The organism is Acetatifactor muris, from assembly GCF_024623325.1.
GTDB classification, from domain to species: domain Bacteria; phylum Bacillota; class Clostridia; order Lachnospirales; family Lachnospiraceae; genus Acetatifactor; species Acetatifactor muris.
Map to the genome: position 1 here is coordinate 156,259 of NZ_JANJZD010000010.1, position 24,218 is coordinate 180,476.

The 24,218-nt window shown below is 46.7% G+C and carries 20 protein-coding genes; 2 read left to right on the plus strand and 18 right to left on the minus strand.

What is annotated here, in order from left to right:
- Positions 1 to 11 precede the first annotated feature (11 nt).
- The 9 genes from asd to NSB25_RS11840 all read right to left on the minus strand — a co-directional run bounded on the left by asd (position 12) and on the right by NSB25_RS11840 (position 11,455).
- Complete coding sequence (asd, locus tag NSB25_RS11800; RefSeq protein WP_103239843.1) at positions 12 to 1,097, minus strand: aspartate-semialdehyde dehydrogenase; 1,086 nt, start codon at positions 1,095 to 1,097, stop codon at positions 12 to 14.
- A 62-nt stretch (positions 1,098 to 1,159) separates the two neighbouring features.
- Complete coding sequence (gene argH / locus NSB25_RS11805; protein WP_103239844.1) at positions 1,160 to 2,536, minus strand: argininosuccinate lyase; 1,377 nt, start codon at positions 2,534 to 2,536, stop codon at positions 1,160 to 1,162.
- Between the two features lie 118 nt (positions 2,537 to 2,654).
- On the minus strand, positions 2,655 to 3,362 hold the full coding sequence (locus NSB25_RS11810) for a tRNA threonylcarbamoyladenosine dehydratase (RefSeq protein WP_103239845.1): 708 nt from the start codon (positions 3,360 to 3,362) through the stop codon (positions 2,655 to 2,657).
- A gap of 125 nt (positions 3,363 to 3,487) precedes the next feature.
- Positions 3,488 to 4,966 (minus strand): tRNA (N6-isopentenyl adenosine(37)-C2)-methylthiotransferase MiaB, encoded by a 1,479-nt coding sequence (gene miaB, locus NSB25_RS11815; RefSeq protein ID WP_172455099.1) that lies wholly within the window; start codon positions 4,964 to 4,966, stop codon positions 3,488 to 3,490.
- Between the two features lie 353 nt (positions 4,967 to 5,319).
- Entirely contained in the window at positions 5,320 to 6,720 is a 1,401-nt protein-coding gene (locus tag NSB25_RS11820) for an alanine/glycine:cation symporter family protein (protein ID WP_103239847.1), read from the minus strand.
- 50 nt (positions 6,721 to 6,770) lie between these two features.
- Positions 6,771 to 7,793 (minus strand): hypothetical protein, encoded by a 1,023-nt coding sequence (locus tag NSB25_RS11825; RefSeq protein WP_103239848.1) that lies wholly within the window; start codon positions 7,791 to 7,793, stop codon positions 6,771 to 6,773.
- Positions 7,794 to 7,839: 46 nt separating this feature from the next.
- Positions 7,840 to 9,291 (minus strand): sensor histidine kinase, encoded by a 1,452-nt coding sequence (locus tag NSB25_RS11830; protein WP_103239849.1) that lies wholly within the window; start codon positions 9,289 to 9,291, stop codon positions 7,840 to 7,842.
- Between the two features lie 2 nt (positions 9,292 to 9,293).
- On the minus strand, positions 9,294 to 9,968 hold the full coding sequence (locus tag NSB25_RS11835; RefSeq protein WP_103239850.1) for a response regulator transcription factor: 675 nt from the start codon (positions 9,966 to 9,968) through the stop codon (positions 9,294 to 9,296).
- Positions 9,969 to 10,126: 158 nt separating this feature from the next.
- On the minus strand, positions 10,127 to 11,455 hold the full coding sequence (locus tag NSB25_RS11840; RefSeq protein WP_103239851.1) for an MATE family efflux transporter: 1,329 nt from the start codon (positions 11,453 to 11,455) through the stop codon (positions 10,127 to 10,129).
- An 878-nt stretch (positions 11,456 to 12,333) separates the two neighbouring features.
- On the opposite strand from NSB25_RS11840, the gene NSB25_RS11845 reads away from it, so the two are divergent.
- Both NSB25_RS11845 and NSB25_RS11850 read left to right on the plus strand, forming a co-directional pair.
- Entirely contained in the window at positions 12,334 to 12,489 is a 156-nt protein-coding gene (locus tag NSB25_RS11845) for a hypothetical protein (RefSeq protein WP_172455100.1), read from the plus strand.
- 47 nt (positions 12,490 to 12,536) lie between these two features.
- The gene (locus tag NSB25_RS11850; protein WP_172455101.1) at positions 12,537 to 14,066 is read left to right on the plus strand and encodes a recombinase family protein; all 1,530 of its coding nucleotides are present in this window, start codon (positions 12,537 to 12,539) and stop codon (positions 14,064 to 14,066) included.
- Positions 14,067 to 14,272: 206 nt separating this feature from the next.
- Here the strand turns inward: NSB25_RS11850 and NSB25_RS11855 are convergent, their stop codons facing one another.
- From NSB25_RS11855 to NSB25_RS11895, 9 genes are all read right to left on the minus strand, one after another.
- The gene (locus tag NSB25_RS11855; RefSeq protein WP_103239853.1) at positions 14,273 to 15,847 is read right to left on the minus strand and encodes an AAA family ATPase; all 1,575 of its coding nucleotides are present in this window, start codon (positions 15,845 to 15,847) and stop codon (positions 14,273 to 14,275) included.
- Between the two features lie 817 nt (positions 15,848 to 16,664).
- Positions 16,665 to 18,323 carry a hypothetical protein gene (locus NSB25_RS11860; RefSeq protein ID WP_103239855.1) on the minus strand — a complete coding sequence of 553 codons (1,659 nt, stop codon included), beginning with the start codon at positions 18,321 to 18,323 and terminating at the stop codon, positions 16,665 to 16,667.
- 167 nt (positions 18,324 to 18,490) lie between these two features.
- Positions 18,491 to 19,033: a hypothetical protein gene (locus NSB25_RS11865; protein WP_146040042.1), complete on the minus strand. Its 543-nt coding sequence runs from the start codon at positions 19,031 to 19,033 to the stop codon at positions 18,491 to 18,493.
- A gap of 132 nt (positions 19,034 to 19,165) precedes the next feature.
- Entirely contained in the window at positions 19,166 to 21,883 is a 2,718-nt protein-coding gene (locus tag NSB25_RS11870) for a tape measure protein (protein WP_103239857.1), read from the minus strand.
- On the minus strand, positions 21,858 to 22,289 hold the full coding sequence (locus tag NSB25_RS11875) for a hypothetical protein (RefSeq protein WP_103239858.1): 432 nt from the start codon (positions 22,287 to 22,289) through the stop codon (positions 21,858 to 21,860). Before NSB25_RS11875 ends, NSB25_RS11870 begins: the two co-directional genes overlap by 26 nt.
- Positions 22,286 to 22,567, minus strand: coding sequence for a hypothetical protein (locus NSB25_RS11880; RefSeq protein WP_103239859.1), 282 nt, complete (start codon positions 22,565 to 22,567; stop codon positions 22,286 to 22,288). Before NSB25_RS11880 ends, NSB25_RS11875 begins: the two co-directional genes overlap by 4 nt.
- Positions 22,568 to 22,583: 16 nt before the next feature.
- Positions 22,584 to 23,549, minus strand: a complete 966-nt coding sequence (locus NSB25_RS11885; protein WP_172455102.1) for a sigma-70 family RNA polymerase sigma factor — start codon at positions 23,547 to 23,549, stop codon at positions 22,584 to 22,586.
- A complete protein-coding gene (locus tag NSB25_RS11890) occupies positions 23,539 to 23,736 on the minus strand; it encodes a hypothetical protein (RefSeq protein WP_103239861.1) in 198 nt (65 codons plus the stop codon). Before NSB25_RS11890 ends, NSB25_RS11885 begins: the two co-directional genes overlap by 11 nt.
- A 30-nt stretch (positions 23,737 to 23,766) precedes the next feature.
- The gene (locus NSB25_RS11895; protein ID WP_103239862.1) at positions 23,767 to 23,976 is read right to left on the minus strand and encodes a hypothetical protein; all 210 of its coding nucleotides are present in this window, start codon (positions 23,974 to 23,976) and stop codon (positions 23,767 to 23,769) included.
- Positions 23,977 to 24,218: the final 242 nt, after the last annotated feature.

A 24,218-nucleotide genomic window follows, 5' to 3' on the forward strand; every position in this document is an offset into this window, starting at 1 on the left:
CTGTTATATGATTATCTACTTCCAATATATCCCTGTGCCTTCAGGAGTTCCGCACACAGAACAGCTCCCCCTGCGGCGCCCCGCACAGTATTGTGTGACAGGCCCACAAATTTATAATCGTAAACGGTGTCCTCCCGCAGACGGCCCACACTGATGCCCATTCCGTTTTCAAAATCTACATCCAGAGCCACCTGAGGCCTGTTGTCATCCTCCAGATACTGAATGAACTGCTTCGGCGCGCTGGGCAGATTCAGACGCTGTGGCTCTCCGCTGAAAGCTCTGAGCTTCTCAATCAGCTGCTCTTTCGCGGGCTTTTTCTTAAATCTGACGAACACAGCCGCCGTATGGCCGTTCAGAACAGGCACTCTGATACACTGACAGGTAATCACAGGGCCGGCCGCCGGAACAATGACGCCGTTCTCAATCTTTCCCCAGATGCGCAGAGGTTCCTTCTCGCTTTTCTCTTCCTCCCCGCCGATATAGGGGATAATATTTCCCACCATCTCCGGCCAGTCCTGGAAAGTCTTACCCGCACCGGAAATGGCCTGATAGGTAGTAGCAATCACTTCCTCCGGCTCGAACTCCATCCAGGCCGTGAGCACAGGCGCATAGCTCTGAATGGAACAGTTGGGCTTTACCGCCACAAATCCCCTTGTCGTGCCGAGACGTTTCCTCTGGAATGCAATCACATCCATATGACCCGGATTGATCTCCGGCACCATCATGGGAACATCCGGTGTCCATCTGTGGGCGCTGTTGTTGGAAACCACAGGAGTCTCCGCTTTCGCATAATCCTCCTCAATCTTTTTGATTTCCTCCTTCGTCATGTCCACTGCACTGAATACAAAATCAACCTGAGACGCAACCGCCTCCACCTCGTTGACATTCATTACTTTCAGATTCTTTACCGCCTCCGGCATGGGCGTATCCATCTTCCACCTGCCGCCTACAGCCTCTTCATAAGTCTTTCCCGCAGAACGGGGACTGGCCGCAATTGTGGTCACTTCAAACCACGGGTGATTCTCCAGCAGAGAGATAAATCTCTGCCCTACCATACCTGTTCCGCCCAACACACCGACTTTTAATCTTTCGCTCATCTTTGTTCTCCTTATTTGAGTTCCGCGAAAGCTCATACAGACCCCTGCGCTTTCGCTGTTTTTCAGTTCTGCAAATATTTTTTATGATCCTCTATCACTTTTTTCATGGCTTCCGGACCCGGAGCGCCGAGGGTCAGTCTCTTCTCCACGCAGGTTTTCAGGGATACTGCCTCATAGATATCTTCTTCGAATTTATCACTGATTTTCTGCAGTTCTTCCAGGGAAAGTCTGTCAATGGAAGTGTCTTTTTCCACACAGTACAGCACCAGCCGACCGATAATGCCATGGGCATCCCGGAAGGGCACTCCCTTTCCCACCAGATAATCCGCCGCGTCAGTGGCATTGGTAAACCCGTTCATGGCGCTGGCAGCCATACGTTCCTTTCTGAACTTCATGGTGCGCAGCATTCCTGTGAACAATGTCAGGCAGTCTCTGACCGTATCCATGGCATCGAAGGACAGTTCTTTATCCTCCTGCATATCTTTATTATATGCCAGAGGGATTCCTTTCATGGTCGTCAGCAGCGCCGTCAGTGCGCCGTATACCCTTCCTGTCTTTCCCCGGACCAGTTCCGCGATGTCCGGATTCTTCTTCTGCGGCATAATGCTGCTTCCCGTGGAATAGGCATCATCTATCTCCACAAACTGATATTCATTGGAATTCCAGATAATAATTTCCTCACAGAACCGGCTCAGATGCATCATAATGGTGGACAATGCCGCCAGATATTCAATCAGATAGTCTCTGTCGGAGACAGAATCCATACTGTTCATGGAAGGCCCTGTGAAGTCAAGCAGTTGTGCCGTATACTCTCTGTCCAGAGGATAGGTAGTGCCTGCCAGCGCGCCTGCCCCAAGAGGGCAGTAATTCATCCTGTCATAGATATCTGCCATCCGCTGCCTGTCCCGTTTAAACATCTCAAAATAGGCCCCGTAATGATGAGCCAGCGTGGTGGGCTGCGCCTTCTGCAGATGGGTAAATCCCGGCATATAAGTCTCTGTGTTCTCTTCCATAGCTGCCAGAATGACACGGAGAAGTTCCTTCAGCAGAGTATCCGTCTCCGTCACATGCTGCCTGGTGTAAAGTCTCATATCCAGAGCCACCTGGTCGTTGCGGCTTCTTCCGGTATGCATTTTTTTCCCGGCCTCTCCGATTCGTTCAATCAGAGCCGCCTCCACAAAGCTGTGAATATCCTCGCAGCTCTCATCGATTTCCATTGTGCCCGCATCCACCGCTTCACGGATCTCCGTAAGTCCCCGGACAATGCTGTCCCTTTCCTCCTCCCCGAGGATTCCCTGTCCGGCCAGCATGGTCACATGCGCTATGCTGCCCTGAATGTCCTGATGAAAAAGGCGCCTGTCAAATCTTATGGACGCATTAAACTCATAGGCTGTCCGGTCCGTCTCCCCGGTAAATCTTCCGCCCCACAATTGTGCCATATGTTCCTTCCTTTCAAAACCTCTGTACAGCCGGCCAAATTATTGTTCCTTTTTTAACCACACTGATATTACCATAAAAAAATTTAGAATGCAACCCATGGATAAATCCTGTCTCCACTCAGATAATCAGATCCTTTATCACCTCGCCCGCAATAATCAGTCCCGCCACAGACGGCACAAAGGCAACGCTTCCACATTTCAGATGCATTCCCGGAACGAGAGGCACCTCTTCCGAATACACAACCTTCAGCTTTTCCACCCCCCGCTTTTTCAGCTCTCTCCGCATGACCCTTGCCAGCGGACATACCTTTGTGTCATAAATATCCGCAACCCGGAACAGACTTCCATCCAGTTTATTGCCGGCCCCCATACTGCTGATAATGGGAATTCCCTTTTCGGCCGCCAGCAGCGCCAGTTCTATCTTTGCCGTTACGGTATCCACGGCATCCACTATGTAGTCATATTCTTCAAAGGGAAAGTCTCCTGAAGTTTCCGGCAGGAAAAAGCATCTGTGAATTCTCACATTGACTTCCGGGTTAATCTCCAGAATCCGCTCTCTCATCACATCCACTTTATACGCCCCCACAGTCCTGCCTGTGGCAATAATCTGTCGGTTCAGGTTGCTCGGGCTTACTCTGTCACTGTCTACCAGGTCAAGAGCCCCTATGCCGCTCCGGACCAGGGCTTCACATACATATCCGCCCACGCCGCCGATGCCGAATACCGCTGCTCTGGATGCTTTCAGCTTATCCATTGCCGCGCTTCCCAGCAGCAGTTCCGTTCTGGAAAAGATTCCTTCCTTCCCCTCACTCCGGTCTGTTTCCATATCTGAACTCCTCTAATCTATTCTTCATCTGTCTCCATTTCCGGCTGCGTCTTCACAGCTGCCCCTTTCGCCAGGTGACTTCCCGGGCATGGAAGCTTTCCGGACAGCTTTCCCGCCAGCATGACTCAGGCAGTGCCTTCGGAGGCACCGGCCTGATGTCCGATATAATAAAAGCCATGACATTCGTCCAAAGATACCGGAATCAGCTTCCCTATCATGGATGCATCTCCCGGAATATGTACCACCACATTGTTGGAAAGTCTCCCTGTGACCATGGCACTGTCATTTACGTTAACCTCTTCTATCAGTGCCTCCATCACAGTTCCCTGATACCTTGCCACCTGACTGCGGGCCGTATCCTGCACAGTCTTCAGAAGGCGGTCAAAGCCTTTTTTCACCTCTTCCGCAGGAACCTGGTCTTCCATGGCAGCCGCAGGCGTTCCCGTCCGTCTGGAATAAATAAAAGTAAATGCATTATCATATTTCACAGTCCGCACCATATCAATCGTCTCTTCCAGGTCCTCCGCCGTCTCTCCCGGAAAGCCTACAATGATATCTGTCGTGATGGCAATATCCGGTATCTCCCTGCGGATACGCTGCACCAGATCAAGATACTGCTCTCTGGTATAGCGTCTGTTCATTCTCTCCAGAATTCTTGTGGAGCCGGACTGCAGCGGCAGATGCAGATGACGACAGATTTTGGAAGACTGCTTCATCACCTGAATCATCTCGTCCGACAGGTCCTTCGGATGAGATGTCATAAAACGGATGCGCTTTAGTCCTTCTATCTGCTCCACACGTCGAAGCAGCTCCGCGAAACTGACGGGCCTGTCCAGTGTTTTCCCATATGAATTCACATTCTGTCCCAGCAACATGACTTCCACCACGCCGTCTGCCACCAGTCCCCGGATTTCTCTGAGAATATCCTCCGGCTCCCTGCTCCGTTCCCTTCCCCGTACATAGGGTACAATACAGTAACTGCAGAAATTATTACAGCCAAACATGATATTAATGCCGGATTTAAATGGAAACTTGCGTTCAGCCGGCAGGTTTTCCACGATTTTATCCGTATTCTCCCAGATGTCTGTAATCATCCCCTCCGCTTCCTGAGAAGCACATAAAAGCTCGGCAAACTTGTAGATATTGTGCGTGCCGAAGATCAAATCCACAAAAGAATAACTTTTCCGAAGCTTTTCAATGACAGAGGGTTCCTGCATCATACAGCCGCAAAGCGCAATCTTCATCTTCGGATTACGACGTTTATAACCATTCAGCTCCCCCAGCCTGCCATACACTTTCTGATTGGCATTGTCCCGAACAGTACAGGTATTGTAGATAACAAAATCTGCATTTTCGTTATCTGTCCTTTCATAGCCCACCGTCTCGAGAATGCCCTCCAGCTTTTCAGAATCACGGGCGTTCATCTGACAGCCGAAGGTAGTCACGCAGGCGGTGGGAAGACGCCCGCTTTTTTGTTCAAACTTCCGAACCCATTCCCGGCATTTCGCCATAAAGTAATACTGACGGGCAGGTTCTTCTGCCGGCGGCTCTGTGCTGATATCTATTTTATTCAAATCAATTTTATTGGAAATATTTTCTTCCATATACATTTTCTCTTGACTTCTTCCCTTTCCAACATATACTGTACAAAAAGAAGCGGGTTTTTTACCGTACAGCTTTATGGCTCAAGCGGGGTGCTCGTTTCTTTTTTTATGTTTATGATATCGTATAAATACAGTTTTCTATTCTCAGAATGTCTTATCACCAGTTCTGCATAAAATGAACCAGAATATTCATCAGGAAGATCACTGCCAATATATATGGCAGGCACGCAGGCGGCAGGAAGGCCCACCTTCCCTATTCATGTAAATGGCTGAACAGATTCAGGCAGCATTGCATTCCACGCCATATCATCTGCAGCCGCTGAATATCATCATACCACGAACCTCCATTTATCTCAATTCTTTTTTCCAGGTCCATACCGCCTTATTTCTCTGCAGGCCTTTCCCGACAAAGCCAGCACACAGATCAGATTCGGCACCGCCATCAGTGCATTGCAGATATCAGAAAAATTCCAGACAACTTCCAGGGAACACATACACCCCGCAAAAGCCGCCAGCCCATAGGCAAAACGATACCAGAGATTATATTTTGATTTCCCACCCATGAGAAACTCAAAAGCTCTCTCCCCCTGATAGGCCCATCCGATAATCGTGGCAAAGGCAAAGAGTACAATGCAGACACTGACAAAGCTGCCTCCCCACTTCCCCAGCGTGGTGCGGAAAGCAGCCAGCGTCAGGGCCGTGCCGGTGAGAAGCTTCCCTTCCGCATCCACACTTCCCAGCACACCGGAGGCTGCAAAGGCCAGCCCTGTAATGGTACAGACTACCACAGTATCCAGGAATACTCCCGTCATACTGATATAGCCCTGTCTCACATAGTCCTCCGTGTCGGCGGCAGCCGTGGTGATCCCGGAAGCTCCCAGACCTGCTTCATTGGAAAAGATGCCTCTGGATACGCCCCAGCGCAGCGATTGGAAAGCAGTTACCGTAACACTTCCGAAGATCCCTCCGGATACTGCCTGAGGGTAAAAAGCCGCCGCCAGTATTCCGGCTATGGCTCCCGGCAGCCTGTCAATATGGGTCACAATCACCGCCAGCGCTCCCAGCAGATAGAAGGTTCCCATAAAAGGAACCAGAATCTGTGTCACTTTTCCGATGACGCCGATTCCTCCCAGCACCACCAGAATCGTCATTATCGTCAGAAAAAGCCCTGTATTTTCCTTTGGAATTCCGAACGAAACCCACACAGCGTCCGCAATGGAATTAGACTGGGTCATATTACCCATGCCAAAGGAAGCCGTGACCGCAAAAATGGCAAACAGCGTACCCAGCACTTTTCCTGCCCTTCTGTTCGGAAATCCATACAGACAGGTATACATTGGCCCGCCTGCAATCTCTCCTCTGTCGTTTTTTCCTCTGTATTTTACCGCCAGCATACTCTCCACCAGCTTGGTGGCCATTCCGATAAAGCTCGTGATCACCATCCAGAACAAAGCGCCCGGACCGCCGAGAACCATTGCCGTAGCTACTCCCACAATATTTCCGATGCCCAGTGTGATGGCAAGCTCTGTGGTAAGAGAAGCCAGAGAAGAGACTTTGCCGGACTCTCTCTCTCCGCTTTTCTTACCGCACTTTTTCTCCGGCTCGCTCCCGAAAGCACAGCGAAACGCATATTTTAGATTTTTGAGGGGAAGAAGATCAAGCCGAAGCATAAGATAACAGCCGGTCCCCAGCAAAAGTGCCAGCATCCACGGCCCCCAGACCAGATCGTCAAGGTATTGAATCGCTTTCTCCATATTTAGAAAACCTCTGCCGTTTTTCTAAATATATTGGTACAAGAGCATCTTTATGCAAATTCCGGAATCATTTCGTAAATCTGCCGGATTCCCACAGTCAGATCCGGATAAATATAATTGTAGTCATACTGCACTTCCGGCTCCTCCACATGTATTCCCACTTCCAGACAGGTATCCCCATAAGGCAGATAAAAAGTGATTTGGTTCTTCTCCTCCACCTGATACCCCGCAGTCTCCGGTTCCAGGTCATACAGCCACAGCATATCGCTTCCGTCTGTTATTGTAGCCAACTCTTCTTTTCTCTCCAGATACTCATTAATGTCCATATCCCCCAGCATTTCCATCAGAACATAGAAGTCATTTATACGCTCTGCACTTAAAGCTTCATAATATACCATAAAATATGTCCACAGTTCGGTCAGCATAGAATCATACATAAGATAGCGCCGCAGATAATCCCCATACCTGTCCATCCATATTTCCTGACCGTTTTCCATCTTCAGCCCATAGATAGTACCATCCTCTGCATCCGCCAGTATCTTCAACACGGAACCATTGTCATCCTTCATTTCAATATACCACAGAATGAAATTCACCCCTGCGGCATAGTCGTCACTGTATATTACATATTGTTTCCAATGGCTCACTGCATAATCTTCTTCCCAGATATTATACGGCAATAATCCACCCTCTATAAAGGTGGCCGCAATATTCTGATAGATTCCGGCATCCGAATACACATAGTCGCTTACCTCATCCGTTATTTCCAGTTCCTGGGCAGTCATATAGTAAGTTTCCTTTTCGGCCAGGCCTCCGGCAAAATTGGCCATGCGCGACGCCAGAGATTTCTCATAGGCAGTACTCATCATCTCCACATCCATACTTTCCCGCTGGCCCAGCACAACATTTCCGCACACAATATCATCCTGTATCCGGAAAATAATCTGCGGCAGGAGAAATGCTCCGGCTACCAGAGCAGTCAGCACCAGCAGCAATACTGTATAATTAAAGTAATTCCTCCTGGTTTTTCTTTTATTTGTCCCAACCCTGGTTCTACTCTCCCTCTTCACCATAAGCGCCTGTATCCCATACCTTCAACTCGTTCATTCTCCTGCTCAATTACCTTTTCTGCCGTTTCGCTCCGGATTCTTTTCTCGGAAAAATCACCTTGATAACCGTTCCCTCTCCCAATCTGCTGTCCACATTCATCGTCCCATTGTGCAGCTGTATAATTTTCTGGCACAGTGCCATTCCGATGCCGGCTCCGCCTTCCTTTCTGGAACGGGACTTATCCACCATATAAAATGCTTCCGTGATCCTGCTGATTTCCTCCGCCGGAATTCCTCTCCCGTTGTCAACTACCTTAAATTCGTAGAATCCCCGGATACAGGTTCCTTTCAGAAGAATAAAGCTTTTCTCCCCTTTATCCAGAGCCTTCACAGCATTGTCCAGCAAATTATAGAACAAAGACAATAAAAGCTCTCCATCTCCATGAAGAGTTGCTTTTTCCAAATCCACCTTTCCTCTGACCCCCCGCTGCTTCCAGATGGGACGCATGGTAATCCGGATATTCTGTTCCATTGCCTTCGTGGAAACAGGTTTGCACAGCATGGGACTCTTATCCATACTCACCAGTTCCAGCAGCTTATGGGACAGGCTCTCCAGCCGCTTTCCCTGACTGTAAATGTAAAAATAAGCCTCATGAATTTCCTCTTCCGTCAGCTTCATGGAATTCAGCATATCCGCATAACCGATAATGGAAGTCAACGGTGTCTTTAATTCATGGGCAAACGCCGCCGTAAAATCTTCCTTCTGCTTTGCCTCCAGAACTTTGACCCGCATCTGCTCCACAAGCCGGTCTGCCATTCTGTTGAAATTCCTTGCCAGTTCTCCGATTTCATCCCCACTGGCATTATGAGAGCGCAGTTCATAATCGCCGTCCGCGATTTTCCCTGCCAGCTTGTCCAGACTGCGAATCGGTTTTGTAATATATTGTGCCATCACATAGATACAAATTCCACCGGCAAACAGCAGACATATCAACGCAATGCGGTATCTGGAAAGCAGGTTCTGCCTTTCATTATAAATTGCGGTTAAATCTCTGCACATTCCCAGACAGATACTGCCGGAAGTAATGTCTGTCACCGCTGCTGTAAACATATAATATCCGTTCTGAATTCGACGGACACAATAGCCATATGTATTGTCTGCATTCAGAATGTCTGTCAGAGCGCTGACTTCCTGCGCAAATCCCATACTTTTCAGGTATTCTCCACCATAAAGATAAGTACCGTCTTCACTTACCACAAACATATGACTGCCATCCCTCTCCACATTGCCGGAGATGCTTTTCAACGTTCGGCTGACGGCATATTCTTCCCCGAATTCTTCCGTGGACTGATATCCCATCTCGAAAAGGAACAGGAACATATTGTTTTCCTTGTTCCCCTGCTCGATTTCCTTATTCAAAAGCTGAGAAAAATCTGACGAGAGCATCCAGATGCCAAAAAGGGCAAACATTACAGTGAGTAAGGCCGTGGTGGCAAGGAACAGTTTGTTCGCAAATTTCATTGTCAGAAATCCTTTCGCTTCTCCTCTCCCTCCAGGCGATAGCCGACTTTATACACAGCGGCAATTTCATTGTCCCAATTCAGCTTCTTTTTCAGTCTCTGAATATGCAAATCCACCGTTCTGCTCTGCCCCATGTATTCTCCTCCCCAGACAGTCTCATATATTGTCTCACGATACAGGGCAATATTGCGATTTCTCGCAAGCAGGAGAAGCAGGTCAAACTCCTTCATGGTAAGCGATATGGGATCCCCGTCCCGGGTTACAGAGCGGGACGCAGCATCAATTACCACATCAAATACCGTGATAAGCGTCTCTGTCTTATTATATCTGCGCAGCACCGCCTCCACTCTGGCCAGCAGCTCCACAATCTCAAATGGTTTGGTCAGATAATCATCCGCCCCCATCTTCAGTCCTTTTACTTTATTTTCCGTACTTCCCAGCGCTGTCAGAAAAATAACAGGAAGCTCCAGTGTTCTGGCATAATCCATCAGCTCATACCCGTTGATTCCGGGCAGCATTACATCCAACAGCAGAAGGTCGAACTTCTCAGTGTCCATCAGATCTGCCGCTTTTTCCCCGTCCGGAGCCCATGTACACTGATATCCTGCCCTGCGCAGGTTCATTCGTATCAGATTTGCGATTGGTTCCTCATCTTCCGCAATCAAAATTTTCAGCATAATACCCTCTCACTTTTAAGCATTTAAGTGCACTGTCCACCGTACAAATTCCAATTTCAGGCATATCCGGCGCACTGTACCTGTTTCATTGTGTACAACAAATGTATCTTTTTTGTATCTTTATATTTTACGATTTTATTAAGAATATTCTTTTCCTTTTATATCAGATTACAGGACTTTTTCCAGTATCCCCGGAAATACCGCCACCCAAAACAACAGACACGAAAAACCCAATCGACCACCATGGCAGCCCACACGCCCACAGCTCCCATTTCCATATGAACTCCGAATACCAGACTCAAACCAATGCGAAATGTAACCATGGAGAAAATCGCCATTGTCATGGTATATTTCACATCATTACAGGCCCGCAGCATATTGGGCAGCACAAAAGATGCCGGCCACAGCAGCATTGCCATACCATTATGGATCATTACAAGGATATAAGCCAGCTCTGTAGCCTCCGCCCCCAGACCGTACAGTCCCAGAATGGGATGCAGGAAGAGCAGAATCAGACTGTTCGTTACTGCTGTGGCAGCATATGTAATCAACAGAAGCTTTCTCGTATAATACCTGACCTGTGCCAGGTCTCCCGCTCCCACACACTGGCCGATGACAGTGATCATGGCCAGGTTCATCCCCTGCCCCACAATACAGCCCATACTGTCCAGACTGTTCGCCACACCGTTTGCGGCAATCTGCGCCGTACCGAAGCCTGCGATAATACTCACTACAATCACACGTCCCAGTTGAAAAATACCGTTCTCGATACCGCTGGGGATTCCAATGTACAGAATCCGGCGAATCACCTTCCAGTCAAAGTGAAAGCGCTCTCTGCCCAAATGGATCAGCCTGTCCGGATTTTTTAAAAGGATATATAGGCAAAATCCGGCCACCGCTCTGGAGACCAGTGAAGGCACCGCTACCCCTGCCACTCCCATCTTCAGACCAAATACACAGAGAGCATTACCGCCAACATTGAGGATATTCATAAGAATGGAGACCTTTAAAGTAACCTGAGAATTTCCCATGGAACGGAACAGGGCCGCGCAGGCATTGTAAACAGCCAGAAAAGGAAAGGACAACGCGGATATCATCAGATAAAGAACGGCATTCCGCATCACATCTTCTTCTATTTTCCCAAAAAACAAATTCAATATGAACCTGTGACCGGCAATTACCAAAAGAGAAATTAACACAGTGATAAGTCCATCGACCCAGAGGAGCTGCTTTGCAGACCGACAGGCCTCCTCCTGTCTGGATGCCCCAATCAGCTGGCTGGTGACTACTGCTCCGCCGGTAGCCAGTGCTGCCAGCACACTGATAATCAGATTATTGAACATATCTACCAGTGAAACGCCGGATACAGCTGCCTCACCGACAGAAGAAATCATCATGGTGTCCGCCATCCCCACTGTGATGGCCAGAGTCTGTTCCATAATCAGCGGAATAATCAGTTTCTTCAGAGCCTTATTGGAAAACAGCATTGTCTTATTCCTCCTCGTATGCCTCTCCGGGATCCGGAACAAAAACGTATGTTGAAACTATAGTATTATAAACGAAAGAATTTGTCCACATCTGATTTTTCCTGTATAACTTTCCGCTATATGACTAATCCCGATTCCTAAATTTACAAATCACCTATATTTGACTTATTCGCATACTACTGTTTAAGGGGCGACAGCACACTTTCTGCTGTCGCCCCTTGCCTAACTGTCCGGCTGCTGTTATTTTTTCATTCATTTTAATCCTGAAAACCGGATCTGCAGATTCCCCCGCAGTCCCGGTTTTTGATTTGTCAGAATTTCTCCTTCAGTTCCTGCATCCGCAGTCCGGCTTGTCGTCACAGTCCTCACACCTGTCAAAGGCCGGGTTGAAGGCATAGAAATTCCTGCTGTTCAGTCTGTCCTGGGTGATGCGCAGGGCTTCGCCGAAATTAGCAATTTAAGTAAATGGCTTCAAGCCCAGTATTTTGTGATTCCTATCGGTCTTATATTCATATCAACAGATATCATTTGCTCTGACTAATATTGCGCATACTATAATCTAAATAATAGAATATTGATTTTGAAAAGACTTACCTCATCATGTCTCCATAAATTGTTATCTGCTATTCGACATACTACTTTGATAGCTGTACAAATACAGAAGCTTCTGTATTATACTGGCAAGCACTACCAAGCATCAGATAGACAGGATAGCCATAAGCGTCTACGGCTGCATGGATTAATTTGCTGAACTATGAAATATACTGCGATTTCACTCATATGATTGTAACAGGTGGAATGGATGCTGACGAAACGCCTTTCTGCGGCGCGGTGTAGCATCACAGCATACAGAAAAAAGAACAGGAGGTAATTTTCATATGGCCACGCTTGCAAAAGAATACACCGACACCAGGAAGGTCAAGCACAAGGTCGAACACCTGACAGTATCAACCGATGATAAACACAACCAGGAACAAATTCTCGAAGAACTGTTCCGAGCCCTTGTGGAACCACAGAAACACGTCCCGGCTTAACAAGGCATTTCTGCCAGACAAAATCTACTATGAGAGGAGGTGTGTCAATGGCGATTATTCTCTACGCCCGGAAATCCGTAGAGCGGGAAAACAGCATCAGCTGCGAGACCCAATTGGATTACTGCCGTTCCGTCATCAAGCCGGATGAACAGAACGAGAAAGTCCTTACCTTTGTGGATAACGGTTTCTCGGGAGGAAACATCAATCGGGATGGTTTTCAGAAAATGATGAAGCTTGTCCGTCAGGATAAGGTCAGCAAAGTAATTGTATACAAACTGGACCGCATGAGCCGCTCTCTTGCAGACTTCGTAAACATCCTGCAGGAATTCAAGGCCCATAACGTAGAATTTGTGTCCTCCCAAGAATCCTTCGACACATCCTCCCCGTATGGAGAACTGATTGTGAAAATTCTGATGGTGTTCGCTGAGTTCGAGAGGACATCTACCATCAACCGTGTCACCCAGGCTTATGCCCACAGAAGCGAAATGGGATTCTACATGGGAGGCAGGCAGCCTTACGGTTTTGAGCTTATCCCTGCCGTCATACATAATATCAAGACCAAAAAGCTGAATCCCATTCCCGACCAGGCTGCCCAGGTGCGGTACATCTTCGAGGTTTATGCCCAGGAAAACGTCTCCCTCAGACGGCTGCAGGACATTTTGATCGCCGAGGGTAAAAATCCTCTGAACGGAAGTGCCTGGACAACGGCGAAACTCTCCACACTGCTGAAGAATCCCATCTATGTCAGGTCGGATTGCGATGTGTATGACTATTATGACCGGCATGGCGTTCAGATGATCAGCGATGCGGCATTGTTCACCGGAGAATACGGCGCCCAGCTCTACGGCCACACCAAACATGACCCAGGCAATCCCGACTGGTCTGATATGAAACTGGTTCTGCTGACTCACAGCGGCATCGTGGATTCCGATATCTGGCTGAAATGCCAACGTAAACTGGAAAAAAATAAGCAGATAACCAACAGCTACAGCAATCCTACCAGCTGGCTGGCAGGTAAAGTCATCTGTGAAAAATGCGGCCACACCATGACCACCATAAAAGGGAAAATAAACAAAGCCGGCGAAATGCGCAGATATTTCAGCTGCACCGGCAAATCCCACAAAAAACTCTGTACAGGGCCTAAGGTATCTATCTATGCCGAAGATTTGGAGAATATGGTCTATGACTGCATCTCCGAAAAACTGTCCGACCTGACGGAAACCAGTCATTCCGCTTCAAAGGCTCATGTTGGGGAAATCAATGACTGCAAGCTGAAAATCAAATCCATCGAAAAGGAGGAGAGGCAGCTTCTGGACACCATGCTGGCAGGAGGCTTCAACGAAGACCTTCTTACCCTTGCCAACCAGAAGGCCTCACAGTTAAAAAGAGACCGTCTGGCTCTCTACGAGCGTATGGAAGAGTTAAAGAGCTTGCGCTCTGAAACAAATACTGTGATAGACCTGGCCAAATCCTGGAAGACAGCCGACTATGAGCGAAAGAAGGCCGTTGCCATGATCATGATTCACCAAATACGCATCTGTGAAAACGGAAGCACTAAAATAATCTGGAACCTGTAACATTTACTGTACATCAGATAATCCCCGCGCATGTATAATATATCTTCAATGTGATGTGAAGCGAAACACATTTGGGATGTTTTCGCCAAATGTTCTAATTACCATTCGATACATCGCCTTTGCATGAATACGGTCATGCCAGATAAACCGCCTCAGCTGTTTAAGTACTAAAAGAATTGACATTTACTATACGTCATTTCTGGAAATTATATTACCACTCTTTCTATCACACAGCTATGATGTTTATTGGCATCATCTCTGTCATAATTGATCCCCACAGCCAATATCTCCCCCGTATACCCTTCCAGTGCCTGGGTGTAATGCCTGTCCTTAATCTGCTGTATAGCAGCATTGCCTGTCCTGTCATATTTCAGCTCTACGACAAGGGCCGGCTTCTTTGCAGAAGGCAATGGCAGAAATACTACATCCGCAAAGCCTTTGCCTGACGGCATCTCCCTTATGAGCCTGTAATCCTTTCTGGCACTGTAATACGCAAGCCCTATGGCACAGGCAAGGGAATTTTCATCATTATAAGTCAAAATGGAGGCCGCCTCCGTGTGCGCCTGGTCAAGCCCCCTGGCCACACTGTCCGCATCACCATCCAATGTATCCTTCAACAGCTTATCCGATGCCTTCAGAATCCGCATTATCTCCGGCCAGCCGCTGACGCTCATGGCATTCTCGAACTCTCCCACAATCTCCTTATTAGGGATAAACGCCTCACCACTCTCGGAATCATAAGCCAGATACCCCAGGTGAATCAGTAGCGTGAGCACATTATCCTTCGTCCTGAGATTCCGCATGTCGTTCTGGAAGCTCCGCGTGTTGATTCGGACGCATCCGCCTCCAAGCATCTGCACGATATCTGCACGGAGCCCGTCGAAATCCATATCTATATAGATTTTCAGGGCTTCATAGGTTTCCGTTGCCGTCCAGTAATTTGAAAACTCCCCGCAGCTCATTGCCTCCACCACAGACTTGGGATTGTATACATGCCGGAATTTTTTGAACTTATATCCGTCATACCAGCTGCTGGCTTCCGTAAAATCCATGCCGAAACGCTCGCACAGCGCTTTCACTTCCTCTTCCGTAAAGCCGGTATATTCCTCGAAATTCCGCTGGTTTGTCATGGAGTATTCCCGGAACATGTTCAGAGCCGAATGCAGCCCATACTTTTTTACGGGCAGAATGCCTGTCATATAGACAAGGGCGACATACTGCTGGTCTTTCAAAAGATTTCGCAAGAAGTCTAAGTACTGCCTCTGCAGCGCCTCTGACTCCTGCCGCTCCCGCATGATACAGTCCCACTCGTCTATCAGGAATATGAACTGCTTGTCCGCCTTCGCATAAATTTTCCGAAGTGCAGCGGCAAGCCCCATATCCCGCCCTTGCAGAATTTCCCCATACTCCTCAGACAGTTCCTCCAGCACTTCCTGTTCCAGGTATTCTGTCGCTTTCCCGGAAGCCGCCTCAATCAGAAACTGCTGCATATTGAGATAAATGACATCATAACGATTCAGATACTTTGGAAAAGATTCCTGCTCTGCTATCTTAAGTCCCGCGAACAACTCTCTGGAATCGCAATCTCTGCCATAGTAGGCTGCCAGCATCTCAAGTGCCATAGACTTTCCAAAACGCCTGGGCCTGCTGACACAGATATATTTTTCTCTTGTACCCAGCAACCCATTGGTACACGCAATCAATCCTGTCTTATCCACATAAATTTCAGAGCGAATCGATTCCCAAAACCCTCTGTTGCCTGGATTCAGATAAATTCCCATATGCCCTGCTTTCACCCTTCCTTGCTTTCTATTGTTTCCGACTCACCCTGATAACGCTTACCGCATCAAGGAAACTGTCGCTTTTCATATATTCCTTTAACAATTCCACATCGCTAAGAATCAAACCCTCTCCCGGATTTTACTGCCTCTCACTAGAAAACTGCTCTGCAAGTATGCCTGACTGGTCGATATAGCTGTCATCATTGACGAAAATCAGGAATTGCCACAATGACTTCCGTGTCAACATTGTATCATGTGCACAGCCCGCACATGGTATGGATGGCCATTCGGCCGCTTTCTGCCGCGAGTATGTGCATATTGTACCATGTGCACAGCCCGCACATGGTATGGATGGCCATTCGGCCGCTTTCTGCCGCGAGTATGTGCATATTGTACCATGTGCACAGCCCGCACATGGTATGGATGGCCATTCGGCCGTTTTCTGCCGCGAGTATGTGCATATTGTACCATGTGCACAGCCCGCACATGGTATGGATGGCCATTCGGCCGCTTTCTGCCGCGAGTATGTGCATATTGTACCACAAAATAGTTCAAAATTCAATGCTATGCAAGGCGTGAAAAGTCCTGATTTTATGCGGGTTCAATATATAATGCTCTGTGAAACTTTGCGTTTTTTCAGGGGTATTTGCAACAAATTTGCAACACCACCTTTCGCCCGTTCATATAATCAAAAAGCAAAGGTTGAAGCATGGTTTCCCTTGCCCCCTACGCCCCTCATATAAGCCCTATATAAAAAGTTTCCCCCGCAACCTATGAAGTTATAGGCTACGGGGGAAAGCCCCATATAAAGCCTATATCAATGCCGTTTCAGCAAGCAAATCAAAATAGCAGACAAAAAGCATAAAACGATTGCTTGATACCAAGAAATTCCGCTTTGCTGAACAAGGGAAGTATTTGCCGCCTGATCCTGTGAAGCTGTGTTCACATTGATATTCAAGGTCAAGCCTTCCAAACTTCCCGTTGCCGTTGTTCCTTCCGGGCTTTCAACTCTGATTGTTTGTTGCAGCGGTTCGCCGTTTCCAGTGTTGCCAACAGGAACAACGATTGTTTGAACCGATTCCCCGCTGCTGGAAGGCTGCTTTTCCTGCTGATAGTAATTATTCACCGTGGATGTATTGTTAGAATCGCTGGTGCTGGAATACCGGGAATTGTCGGAATTATCCGTTGTTCTGTTGTCGCTGGTTGTGGTGGTGCTTGTTGAATTGCTGGTATTATTGCCGCCATTATTCCCCGTTGAATCAGAAGGGGATTCCGGGGCGTTCCCTGAACCGCTTACACCGGGTTTTTCTTCCGGGTTATCGGCGGGCGGCTGTTCATCCCCTTTATTTGGGGTATCATCCGGGGGTGTTTCAGGTTCGGAAGGTTTATTTTCATCTTCTGCGGGCTTGTCCGTTCCTGTTCCCGATTCATCTTTGGGCGGTTCATTCTCCCCCGGCTCTGTGGGGGGGTCCGGCTGATCCGGGTTTTCGGGGTTTTCCGGTTCGGTAGGGGTATCGGGATTGTCAGGATTTTCCGGCTCTGTGGGCTTTTCTGTTTCATCCGGGTTAGTAGGCTGTTCCGGTTGTTCGGGCTGTTCAACAAATTCTTCCAAAATCAGCTTACCGCCATTCATAAATCCAACTTGTGTTTTTTCCCAGCTTATCGGTTTTAACCCATCACTTTTATATAAAGCTGCAAGTTCTTCTATTGATTCTGAAATATGTACGCCATTTTGGGTATCTACATAATCAGGACCACAAGCCCCCGCTGTGTTGTTATATAACTTTGTACCTGTTAAAACAGTGATACCGGAAGTATATATTCCCCCGCCATACATTCCCGCATGGTTTCTTGTTATCAAACAATCATTAAAATCAACTGCACCACAAGCTACTGCGCCGCCCTCATAGTTTGCATTTCCACCTGTAAGCGTGCAATTATCGAAAATCCCATCACGCATACTTACATGACCGCCCCTATTGATTGATGAATTATCCTCAAAAGCACAACTATAAAATTCTGTACGCCCCATATTGGAAACCGCTGCACCTTCACCGTTACAAACGCAATTATGAAAAACAGAATTTTTTACAACTAAATCCCGCTGTGAATAAATCATGGAATACGTAGATTCTATCCCATTACCATCAAATACTATGTTTTGAATTAAGAATGAACCTGTTCCAGTAAATGAAAGGTGTGCTTCTTCATTCATCCGAACAATAGTGATCCGTTTGTCCTCTGATCCAAGTTCTGCGCTGTCACCATAAAAGGCAATCATATCAGAAATCCCGATTGTATCACCATCATTCGCTTCTACGAACGCTTGTAAAAACTGTGATCGGCTACTTACCACGGGAAAATCAGCGGTTGTTTCTGCTCTTGCCTGATAGCCGGAACACATAACCACCACGCAAACGGCACACATAATTGTTGCCATGATCCTGAAAAATACTGTTCTTCTGCTTCTGTTCATCTTCTGAACCTCCTGAAATATAAGATTTTGCCGCACAAACGGCAAGGAATATTATATCAGAGGTTCATATAACGGCTATATAAGCGGAAACAGAAAGGCTTTGATGCTTTGGTTAGGGGCTTGCAATATGAAAGGGGAAAACGGATTGAAAGTTAATTTTCAAAACATCATGCCGCCAGTTCAGCCAGCCGGGAAAAGGCAAGCACAAACCATTCAAAATCAGCTTCTTCCATTGGTGCATTACTCCAATGATTCCAATACCGCCATTGTGAAAAAATGGCATCACCCAAAAGCGGCACACTGTCAATCTGATTCACAATCCGCTTCCACGCTTCGCAATCGCCTAAATTACAGTTTGGGAAAGCTGCCTTGAAGGATTCCCCACAATCCATTTCAAAGCCTAAATCTGCAAGCCCTTCGCCAACAAAGGAAACATCTTCAAAATAGAAGTCGGGTGTGGAAGCGTGGTTTTTATACATCTGCATCCAAAGCAAGGCAAAACGCCGGATTTTCTGATTGCTTGCTAATGGGGTATGTTTTACCGGGCTGTGTTCCGGTCTGTCAATCGTGATCCTATCACCGTCAAAAGCAAGTTTTATTTCCCGCTGTTCATGGGTTAGCCCCATTCGGTCAACCCATGTTTTGGGAACAGATACTTTACAAGTATAGGCATTTCTGCTTGCATTGCCGCCAGCCTTCCCAAAAATCATATTTGCCTTTCGTGTTTCCATACTTACACCTCCTTTGAAATGTGTTCAATTACTTTGAATTTATTATATACTATTGGTAACGAATAGTCAAGTAAAGAAAATCCCCCGGATATTTCACCGGGGGATCATGGGCTAAATGTGTACGCCTTCCGCTATAATGTCAACCGCTTCATTTACTGCACCCGTCAGCCCGTCAACTACTCCATCCAAATCAACATCTTTAGAAATTTGGTTGGTTATTGGTGCTTCTATATTGATTTCAGCGGTTGTAAATCTGTTTATTGCTTCCTGTTCGGCAATGTCACGAAGATATTTCAAATCTTCTTCTGTAATATCCATTGAATCCTTGATTGCCCCGGTGTTGCCCGCTATATCACCAACATCCCCGGCAAGTCCCGCCCCGTAATTGCTCAAATCGGCGTAATCGCCCGCACCCGGTACATTGGTATCAAACAGGCTGGAAGGATCGAAATTCGCAATGCTTTCATCAATTCCTTCACCGAAGGAATACCCGGCATCCCAAGCTGCCCCGTATTCAAACCGCCCAAGTTTCAGATCATCAGCGTTCATTTTCGCCATTACTTCATCACCCTTGCCGAAGGTTTCATCAACCCAACCGCCAAGAGAATCACGCCAACCCTGAACACTTCCCGCAAGGTTTGAACCGAAAATTGCATCAATAGCCGAAGCCAACGCTTGAAGAATTCCAAGCACGGTATCAGCCAAATCAAAGAACAAGCGGCAAACTGCACCGATAGGATCGGTGAACACATTGCCGATAAAGTTTGCCACGGTTGCCACAAGGTTATAGATAAGCACGAATACATCCACAACCAAATTCCAAAGGGCAACAAAGATATTGCCGATAAAGGCAAGGGCAACCATGAACGCCCCGCAAATAATACCCGTTGCGGAAACGGAAGTTCCGGCAAATTTATTCACCGCCGCCACCGCCGCATAGAATAGGGCTATCAGGGCGATTATAAGAATAATGATCCACACGATAGGGCAAGCATATAACGCCGCATTAAACCCGTATTGTGCCGCTGTAGCTGCGAAAGTTGCCCCTGCCTCCATTGCAAGTGAAGCCGCATGAACTTTTTCCATAAAAGCCTTTACTGCTGTGATTGCCGTTGAAATTCCAGTAATAGTGTTGTATAGAAGCATTGCCCCGTAATACAACCCTAAAGCCGTAACAATCCCCATAATGATAGGTTCAATAATCGACCAGTTTTCAGCAACAAATCCGCCTACCGCTGCGATAAGGTCAAAGATTTCAAGAACAATTCCCGCCACCATTGATAGGGCTTCAATCGCATTGTTCACAAAGCCCTGAAACGCTTCACTATTGGCAATTTCATTCATTCTTTGAAGAACGGGCTGAAATGCCATCAAAGCGGTATTCTGAAAAGAAGTCCAAATTTGCGAAAAGGTTTTCGGCATCTGTTCAAACTTTGCATTGGTATCATCAGCCGCCGCAAACATAGCCGCCTTTACAATGTCAGCGGTAATTTGCCCTTCCGCTGCCATATCCTTTAATTGCCCCTTTGGAACTTCCATATAATCAGCAATCGCCTGAATGATATTCGGGGCTTGCTCCAAAATGCTGTTGTATTCCTCGCCACGAAGAACGCCTGAACCCATTGCTTGTGTAAGCTGCAACATAGCGGCATCAATGCCCGCCGCTTCCGTTCCGGCAATGGTAAACTGTTTGTTCACCTGTTCCATGAAGGCAATGATTTCTTCCGAACTGCTGAACGCATCACCCGCCATAAGTCCAAGTTTGGAAACGGCATCAGCGGTTGCCTGATAGCTGCCCCTTGACCGTTCCGCTGAAAGATAAATCATGTTCTGCAAGTCCTGTGTGGTTTGCAGCCCGTCATTCATCAAATTCAAGCGGGCGGTTGTAGAAGTAAGCTGATCCGATAAGTTCAACGCCGCTGAAAGGGTTTGAATTGTAGCGTATGCCGCAACTGCACCCTTGATTGTCTGCATTAGTTCATTGGCTTCATTCGTGCCTTCTTCAATTTCACGGTTGAACCGCCCTTGTTCGTCAACATTATCACGGATATATCTTTCAGTATTGCCTATTGTCTGCGACAACCGCAAATAGGCTTCATTTGCCGCCTGAACATCCATGTTATCAACAGCACGGTTCAAATTCTGCTGTTCTTGAACTGCCTGATCTAACTGCCCCCGCAACTGTTCCAATTCCGCATTTGCGGTATCTGTACCCATATTCAGGGGGTTGCTTTCGATTGTCTGAATACGCTGCTGAATCGCTTGCAAGCGGCTTTGCATATTGGATAAATCTGTAAAGCCACCGGGCGGCAAGAAATCCATATCCGCCGCTGTCTGCACAATCCGTTCCTGTGTTTGGTTCAAAGTGTTCAACATATTGTTTGCACTTTGAACTTCCTGTTCAAACCGTTCCACCCCGGAATTTGTGAAAACTTCCAAGCTGTCAGATTGCCAATGAACCGGAACTTCCACGGGTTCGGGCTGTTCCGGTTCAATCGGCACATCAACAGGGGGCGGCTGCTCCACCAAAGGATCAGGCACATCCGGCTGCACGGGAAGCACAACCGGGGCTGAACTCTGCGGGGCGGTAGGTGTTTGTGTTTCAGGGGTTTCAATCCCTTGCATAGCTGCATCCAACTGTTGAACTGCAATAGTAGCCTGATTGATTGAATCCCGTGCCGCTTCAATGGAAGCTATGTCAACGGGGCTGTTCATTGTTTGGTGCAAATCTTCCATAGCGGAAAGCCCCAAATTTACGGAATTGATAACCTGATACAAAACGCTTGTGAAGTTATCAGTTAATTCAATCGCTGTTCTGATAGTAGCCAATTTTTTCACCTACCTTCTGTAACAATTTTTTAATCCTGCTTTTCAATGTTAGGCGGGGGAAGCGGTTCAGATAATCCGCCCGAACACGCCGCCTTTCAATTTCCCATTCCATAACATTGAAATATAGTTTTTCATAATCATCAAGCACCGCCTTATGATTCAACTTGTGGCAAAGCTGCAATTCTTCATCCGTATGCAGCATAATTTTAGGTACAAGCTGTTTCAATATCGGGTAAAACTCTGATTCTTTTTTCAGGATCATAATACCGTCATTTGTCAGGGAAGCATATTTGTTTACGCTTTCCAGCCCCGGAACAGGCGATAATTCCCGAATCCATCCGGCTTTTATGTAGCCACTGTTTACCGCCCACAATTCCGGCGTAATAACTTCAATATTGGGATTCAAGTCTTTTCACCTACCTTTTCAATCTCTGCCTTTGTTTCATCCAGCAAAGAAATATAAGGCTGCAAGAGGGCTTTATACTTCCCCGGATTATGAACACACTGTTTGAATCGCTCCTGCTGATTTGTCATTTTTTGAAGTGAACTTTTCAATTTCTGCAAAATTGGCGTAAACTGTTCAATTTGCTTTCGGTTAGCTTTTTCAGCCATACCCAAAAGCAAACTGATCTGCCTGTTGTATTCCTGCGTAACCTTCAAAAACTGTTCCTGATGCTTATACATTTCAACTCCCCTTTCTTTACTGTGAAGCAAGGTTTAGAACCTTTGAAAATAGTTCATCCATATTCAAAGCAGTTAGAATTTCTGTTTTCTGTTGCTTGATTCTCTGCTGCATTGCCTTGATTCTTGCTTCTCCTTCTATATGCTTGATAGCTGCGTTTTCAACGGAAGAACCGCCATTCTTGAAAGCCTGATACCCTGTTCCCCGGTAAGCGTTCATATAACCGTATATTTCGGCTATATCGCTGATTTCACGCTTGCTTTGTAGAATGTATAGGGCTTTCTTTTCTATTTGCCTGATACGCTGATGTGAAAGATTCAACCGCTTGCCGACTTCTTCCAAAGTAGCCGATTCTTTATACCGCCCAACAATCACTTTTGCTTGCCGTTCTTCCAGTTCATCAACAATCTTCCAAATCAGGCTTTCCGCTTGTTCTTTTGCAACATCATCAACAACCCGTTCTTCCATATCCAGCGGATCGGCAAGGGATTCTTCCACGGTCATATTATCCGCACCGGGTACAAAATCGCTTGTGCTGATACATTCCGTTTCACGCATTGCCTTCCGTAAATCTTTAAGCTGCTGTTCAGACAATTCCAAATCCCGGCATATTTCAAAATCAGACGGTTCAACACCTTGCTTTGCCTGTTCAGAAATATATTTCTTATACTTTGAAATTCGTTGAACCAAATGAACCGGAATTCTTTTGGTATGCCCGTTGTTGTCGATATAACGGCGAAACGCCTTTTGCAGCCGGAAGGGAAGATAAGTAAGGAACTTTGTTTCTTTATCGGGCTTGTAATGCTTCACGGCTTCATGTAGTCCAAAATAGGCTTCCTGCATTAAATCATCCATATCAGCATAAGCGGCATATTTCTTTGCCTGCTGGTAAATGAAAGAACGGTTCTGCAAATAAAGCTGTTCCATATTTTCAGTTGGCTTGATCCCGGCTTGTATTTGTTCAACCAATTCTTCATTTTCCATTTTCTTCATACCGCCTTTTCAGATCGTCATAATATGCCTTTGAAATGGAGAAACAAGCAATCATTTTATCAATGCTCTGTTGACTGATCCCGATTTCTTTAGCAGCGATAATATTTCCAGCCTGTTCCCGAAGGCGTTTTTCTTCTTGAAGAATCAGTGTTTCAGAAATGGGTATTGGTTTTCTCATGCTCCGAATCTCCTTTCCACTGAAATTGGATTATTCATTTTCGTTTATAATCCGTTCTAATTCAGCAATCTTCTTTTCCTGTTCATCCGTGCGTATGCTGCTTAAAATAGCGTTACAGGCAAGAATAAAGCTGTTTGCAATCTTTGTATCAAGTTCACCTTTGTAAACCATATTTGCCACTTTAGCAAGGGCTTTTCTGATATTGTCCGAGGTATCAAGTTTTAAGTTTCGCCTTGCCATATAATCACCTTCTTTCACTTTTGAAAGTTAATTTTCAATTATTCAAGAATATTTTCAATGAATATAAAAACATCTTTATTATTGGGGTATTGTTCCGCTAACTCGTTCAAAGCCTGTAAACGGTAGATAGTGAGTACCTATACAAAACAAGAGCAAACCTGTATGATAGAAACAGATTTGCTCCAGTCTTTATTTCACTTCACCTTTATCAGGCTTGCGGCAATTCGCTGGCAGGCCTGGTG